A 6523-nucleotide genomic window follows, 5' to 3' on the forward strand; every position below is an offset into this window, starting at 1 on the left:
GACGAACGCGATTGAGTCGACCTTCGCGACTGTGCGTCACCGCACGACGCGCACGCGCAACTGTGTGTCACGAGCGACCTTCCTTGGCCTGGCCTTCAAGCTGATCGAGGAAGCCGAGAAAACCTGGCGCCGCATCAACGGTGCCGAACACATCGAACTGCTCTTGAAGGGCATTCCCTTCAAGGACGGTGCCCCGGCGCAAGACAATCCGCCGGATCAGCAGAAACTCGCCGCCTGAGAACCGGCCACGATCAACCTTCGTACACCAGATTTGACTTTATCTCTGGACAATGTTCAGTAGGTGACAAATTGCAACAATTTCAACAGCACTTTGCACCGCCCAGAACGAAAGCAAGGGCCTCCATACCAGCGTGCAGTGTAGTTTTGCTCTAAACCGCTCCCAGGCACAGCGCTTGCACTAATGCTGTTGACTCGGCCGCAATTGGGTCCCAGTGCTCAGTGTTTTGACAAATGAGCGGCAACGCTAATTGTTGGGCCGCCATATTCTTTCTTGCCCTCCAGGCCCATGTTCAACTCCTCACCAGACCACACTTTAGTCCCTCTACGTTCTGACCCTGTCCTTTTGGGGGGCGAAGACCGCTCCGGTACAACCTTGCTTAGCATTCTGCTCGACTCGCATCCGGATTTGGTCGTAGGTCCGGAGATCGATTTCACGGAGCCAATCAACCTTGGCTCACATATCCTTGAAGTATGCGCCTTGATGGCGTGTCGGGATCCACGGGTTATCGGTACGACGAAGGAAGCCATCGACCCTGAATGGTTCGATGGCGTGCACTTCGTCTGGCAGTGTGAACGTTCGGGCTTGGACCGAGACGACGTAAAGACGTTGGTGACCCATGTGATTGCGGAGCGTGGACCCGACCTGGCTACACTAGAGGATCGCTGCCTGCTTATCGACTCTATCGGCGAGTTCCGGCGACAACAGACCGGGGCGAAGCGATGGGGTCTAAAGCTTCAGCGACGGATTCAGAACGTCTGCAAATATGCCACCATTTGGCCGCAAGCACATTTTATCCACATCATTCGCGATGGCCGCGACGTGGCAGCATCCCATGAAAAGGTTCCTGGGTGGGACCATCGGACTATCAGCGAGGCGGTCCAAGGCTGGCTAGATGTCGTCACCAAGGCACACTTGGGTGCGCCCAGTGGTCGCTATCTCGAAGTGCGATATGAGGATCTGGTCACCGCCCCGCGTGAGACAGCTGCACGGATGCTGGAGTATCTGGGCTTGGGATGGAGTGAGAGGGTTCTGCATCACGCAGAGCACAAGCACGCGCTTTTCGACAAACCGTGGGGCCATCCCTCAGCTGACGCAGCTGCTCAACCCCTATACACCAGATGTATTGGGCGGTACGTGCACGACCTCACGCCTCAGGAGGTTGAGCAGTTCGAACGCTTAGCAGGGAAGGAACTGGAAAAATTCGGCTACACGCTGTCCGTGCCGACTCTCTCGAGCAGGGAATGATTCCAGTGGCAACGCAAACGCGACGACAACGCTTGCCCGGCAGCTTCTATCTCCTACTCCTAGGCCAGATGGTTTCCCGCGTCGGCGCCCAAGTGACGCTCATCGCCCTACCTCTGACCGCGATCCAACTACACCAAGCAGGATCCCTCGAGACAGGCTTCTTGCTTGCATGTGGACGTGCCCCGTACCTTCTGCTAGGCCCGCTTGCCGGCGTCTTCGCCGATCGATTCTCACATCGAATCCTTCTGATTACGGCAAATTGGATAATGGCGCTAACGTTGGCCACAGTACCGGTATCTGCTTTGCTTATCGGCTACGTCGGCATGCCCCATCTCTACACAGTTGCTACACTGATGGGCGGGCTTACGGTGATTGCCGACGTGGCCTTTTTGGCATGTGTGGCAACTGTCGTGCCGCCCCAACAACTTGTACAGGCTCAGAGCTGGATAGAACTAGGACAATCGGCGGCATTGGTACTTGGTCCGCCGCTCGCAGGCTGGTTGATCTACTCGCTTTCGGCACCTATCGCGATACTGGCAGATGCGGCGTCGTTCCTTCTGGTGACGGCGCTGCTCCCATACGTGATAATAGCGCCGACAACAAGCGCGTCGGTGACAAGTGACTACAATCATGACGACACTAGGAGCATCCTTGAACGCGTTCTCTCGGAAGCTGCAGAGGGCGCGCTATTCGTGTTACGTACCCCCAAACTCCGCGCAATCACCTTTGCTACCGGTACTCTCATATTTTGGTACAGCGCCTACTCCGCCGTCTTTCTGCTGTATCTAACCGAGGGCTTAGGGCTGAACGCCACAACGATCGGGACCGTCTCAGGCATCGCTGCAATCGGAAGTGTTATTGGTACTTTGCTTGCACGTCCTTTTGCTCGAACGTTAGGCTTGGGTCGCGTGTTAATAGCAGCGCTCCTCACCAGTGCCGTTGGCGCAACGCTAACCCCGCTGCTCGAAGTGCCAGGATGGCTTGCATTGGGACTGTCGCAATTTGTATTGTGGATCGGCAAACAGGTCTACAGCGTCCATCAGGTACCAATCCGCTACGCCTTGGCTCCGCCGCAACTGCACGGCCGTGTAAACGCAAGCATCCGGACCATAGTGTGGGGCCTTGCTCCAGTCGGAGCCGTGTTAGGCGGCGCCTGTGGAACATGGCTCGGCGCCCGCGCGACGTTACTGCTTAGCGGAGCCCTCATTGCCGGAGCCGCTGGGTGGATCTGGGCATCCCCTCTGCGATCCGTGCGTACACCGCAGTTCGTGGGGGCAGACACTTAAGAATGGCTACCTCCATTACTTCTCGCGGACAACACAGCCCCCCATCATGAAGTTCGCCGACATGCTATCGGTCATCCTATCTCCGGGCCACCTCACCATTTGGCGGGCCAGCGCACCGCATGTGTCCGATCCCCATTGGACAGCCGACGCTCGGCGGCCTTCCTACGTCCGGGAAGCCCACATCACGTATGCACTTGAGACAGCTGGCAACGGTCCCTTGCAGCCGTCTTGGCTGGCCTGCATGTTCGATCTTCCGGGTGAATCCAATGCAGTTGCTTTCACCGAAGCATTGCGTGCCTGGGTAACCCGCCACGAAGCCCTCCGTAGCCAGTTCATCGTGGCCCCTTCCGCTCCGCCTGGCGAACGATTTCTTCGCACGACGTTACCGGCCGATGCCGTGAGAATCCGCCGCAGTGCGGCTGCGGCCTTCACAGATGGCCGTAAATTGGCACGATATCTGGAGAACCTGTTCGACAGCGAGGTTCTCGCTATAGGCTGGCCTGGCTATCTTTGGGCCACAGTGAGCCGTCCACAAGCAACCACCGTCTATGTCGCCGCAGACCACACCCTAATGGACTGCTACTCCATTCTCCACACTACGTATGAGGTTCAACTACTGTATGCGTCAGCACACGCGTCCTCACGGAGCACGGCTGCGTCCATTCTTCCCGAACAGCCGCCAAGCTACCTGGATTTCGCAGAGGCCGAACGGAGCGCCGCCGGTGCGTTGAACGCTGAACACGAATCTATAGCGCGCTGGCGGACCTTTCTCGGCGAGAGCGGCGGCCGACTGCCTCAGTTCCCTGCCTCAGTAAGCGAGGCGACCGGAAGCCCCGCCGATCAGCCAAGCGGATACACAGAACTTCTCAACGCATCTGACGCACTCTCCTTCGGTCGAGTCTGCCGCACACTTGAGGGCAACTCGTTTGCTGGGTTGCTAGCCTGCCTTGCCAAGGTGGGCCAAGAAATCTGCAGTTCGAACGTATTCCGTACCATGGTACCCGTCAATACACAGACGGAGCGATTCCAATTTTCCATAGGATGGTATGTTGGTATGGGGCCCGTAGCCTTCCCCATCAAGCAAACAGACTCTTTCGGTGAGGTGGTGCGTTCGGCCGTTGCAGGCCTAGACGGCTTGAGGGATATTGCGCGAATTCCGCTGCCCCGTGTGGCCGAACTCCTCGGCCAGCCCCTACGCGACCCTTTCATGGTGTCGTACATGGACCTTCGCCATACGCCTGGTGCGAGCAATTGGAACACCTGGGGAACTACCGTCTTCCGTAGCCGCTGCACTGATCCTGATGAGGTGTTCTTTTGGTTCATACGTACTCATGATGGCTTCCACGTTAGCTATCGCCACCCCGCCACCAAATTGGCAGGCATTGCCGTCCCACACTACGTGGAACGCACAAAAGCATTGCTTAGGTCTGTCGCGCGCAACGGCGACTGGCCCGCGCTAACATCCCTTCTCAAAAAGGACAGAATTGCACATGACAGACATCAAACACATTGCGGCGACCGCATCTCGTGATTACACAAGCTTCGATGTTGTTATCGTAGGCTCAGGCGCTTCAGGCTCAATTGCTGCCCGAACACTTGCCGAAAAAGGTTTCCACGTTGCCCTCCTCGAATATGGAGCCTTGGTATCCCCAGGCGCGCTATACGTCCCCAACCAAGCAACCTATAGTAAGGCACGAACATCTCCACACGGTCGCGCCGATGGAAATCCATGGACAGCATGTGCCGTTGGGGGAGGAATGCAATTTTACAACGCTATCATGTTCAGATACCGTCAAGCAGATCTCTCGGCATCCCAATACCTGAGGACTGACATGGAGATAGATTGGCCCATTTCACTTCGGGACCTCGAACCTTTTTATTCCGAAATCGAAAATCTCTTAGAGATTAGCGGTACGTATGGATTTCAGCCCTATCCAGCAAGCCAAAGAGGTCTACTGATATCCAATGCGATGCAAGAACTTGGCATCACGCCGAAGAGTGTTCCGCTGGCGATCCGGCCACCCAAAACCACCAATGGATGCATTGAATGCTCCTCTTGCAACCACCTAGTCTGCCCTACGGATGCAAAGGCCAACATCCTAGCTAGGAGTGTTTTAGACGATTCCGCTCTCCCAGGATCGATTTCGGTGCTGTACGGATGCTTTGTCAATTCGATCGAGCTCCGAAGCGACTGCCACGCAGAAGCCCTTGAGTGCTATGTGCCGCTTTCCTCGCAGCGGATTCGCATCCCCGTTAAAACGGTCATTGTGTGTGCAAACGCAATTCAGTCGGCGGCTTTAATGCTTCGCTCGAAGAGCCGCCATGCACCTACAGGCCTTGGAAATGATTCTGACCTCGTAGGGCGCGGCCTCTCATTCAAGATAAGCGGGTACTCCGTTGGCTACGTGAAGAATCCAGCCGCGCTTCCTGCCCATTGGGGCCCGCATGCGACCGTGTATACGGACGACTTCTATGAGCACCCTGGCGTGCCATGCAGATTTGGGGGGTTAATCTACGAGGCAAATTTGGATTCGCCAGGGGACAACATCGGTCTCGTGCGACTTCACTACATCGCTGGGGAAGAACCATGGTCACACAACCGTGTAATGCTTGACGGAGCCATCGACCCACACGGCATTCCTTACATCCGTATAGCGTATAAAAACTCAGAAAATGATAGGGCACGAATCAGTTTTCTCGCCAACCGGGCTGAAGACACTCTCCGCCGCTTAGGCGCATCCTGTATCGAGCGAATGCCTTTCTCGCGAGGCAAAGGCAGTTCACATCTACACGGCACCATGCGTGCGGGTTCTTTTCCAAAGACATCAGTCGTGGATCACTACGGCAAGATTCACGGACTAACGAACATCTATGTTATGGATGGCTCCGTTATGAATTTTGCCGGAAATAGCAATCCCACGCATACTATAATGGCCAACGCAAAACGAATGGCGCTGTCACTCACCGAAAAGGAAAACTAAATGTCCTGTTCTGGATCCACTGGTCATTTGGCTGAATGGGAGCGCGAAACCCGCTCTTCCATCATTTTTAAAATCGCCTGGGGCTCGATGGCGCAGGATATCGATGGCAAGATCTATCTTGACATGTCATCTTGCAGCGGCGCCTCATCCTTGGGTAGTAATAACCCTGAATTTAAGGCGAGACTCTCTCAAGCTATGGAGAGCGATACCGACGTTCTTCCATCCTCATTGGCCTCCAGGTCCGGTCGTACCCCTTTTTTGGCGAGGTTTCAATACTGTGAATACTGTGAATACTGTGCCGACAACCTATGCAGGCGCCGGCGGCGCTGGCCAGAAAGGCATCGGCGCACAAGTTATTCCTGCGGAATCAAGAAACGCGCGGGCGCTTGCCCAGCCAAGCCGGCGCGCGGCCGCGACCGGACCGGGTCTTGCCCGTTTTGGGGCATCCCCTTATACGGAAGTAGGACCGTCTCCGCAGCGAGGCATGGAGCCTGAGGCCCTGGGAATTTCGAGGTAAGGGGGTTGTTAACTTCGCCAGACTCGCGTTTACTCTCAGATTTTCGTGCAGCAATGAGCAACGAGTCGGGGGCATGGGTGGACGAGGAATTCGAGAGTCTGGATCTTGGTGATCCGCGGCGGGATCGGCGCGCCAAGGAGCTGCTCAAGCGGTTTGCGGCTTTGCCGACGGCGAGCATCCCCGGCGCATGCGATGACTGGTCGCAAACCATCGCGGCATATCGGTTTCTCGGCAACGAGCAGATCGATTGGCG

5 protein-coding genes and 2 pseudogenes are annotated in these 6523 nt (G+C 56.2%); 6 read left to right on the top strand and 1 reads right to left on the bottom strand.

Translation table 11 applies throughout. The features are described 5' to 3' along the window. The 5 genes and pseudogenes from K309_RS38535 to K309_RS41085 all read left to right on the top strand — a co-directional run. Positions 1-238, top strand: a pseudogene (locus tag K309_RS38535) (IS256 family transposase); the annotation flags it as partial. A gap of 288 nt (positions 239-526) precedes the next feature. After that, complete coding sequence (locus tag K309_RS0133245) at positions 527-1486, top strand: sulfotransferase family protein (RefSeq protein WP_029050269.1); 960 nt, start codon at positions 527-529, stop codon at positions 1484-1486. Positions 1487-1554: 68 nt separating this feature from the next. Then, positions 1555-2772 carry an MFS transporter gene (locus K309_RS38540; protein ID WP_035878790.1) on the top strand — a complete coding sequence of 406 codons (1218 nt, stop codon included), beginning with the start codon at positions 1555-1557 and terminating at the stop codon, positions 2770-2772. A gap of 46 nt (positions 2773-2818) precedes the next feature. Then, positions 2819-4303 carry a condensation domain-containing protein gene (locus K309_RS41080; protein WP_156914531.1) on the top strand — a complete coding sequence of 495 codons (1485 nt, stop codon included), beginning with the start codon at positions 2819-2821 and terminating at the stop codon, positions 4301-4303. Further along, positions 4263-5753: a GMC oxidoreductase gene (locus K309_RS41085; protein ID WP_084402686.1), complete on the top strand. Its 1491-nt coding sequence runs from the start codon at positions 4263-4265 to the stop codon at positions 5751-5753. Before K309_RS41080 ends, K309_RS41085 begins: the two co-directional genes overlap by 41 nt. Positions 5754-6106: 353 nt before the next feature. Here K309_RS41085 and K309_RS43525 read toward each other — a convergent pair. Then, positions 6107-6195: pseudogene (locus K309_RS43525) on the bottom strand (DNA-binding protein); the annotation flags it as partial. Positions 6196-6323: 128 nt separating this feature from the next. On the opposite strand from K309_RS43525, the gene K309_RS0133255 reads away from it, so the two are divergent. Beyond that, positions 6324-6523: IS4/Tn5 family transposase DNA-binding protein (locus tag K309_RS0133255; protein ID WP_029050270.1), on the top strand; the 200-nt coding region annotated here is incomplete at its 3' end.

The sequence above is a fragment of the Cupriavidus phytohabitans genome (genome assembly GCF_000426345.1).
Lineage (GTDB): Bacteria > Pseudomonadota > Gammaproteobacteria > Burkholderiales > Burkholderiaceae > Cupriavidus.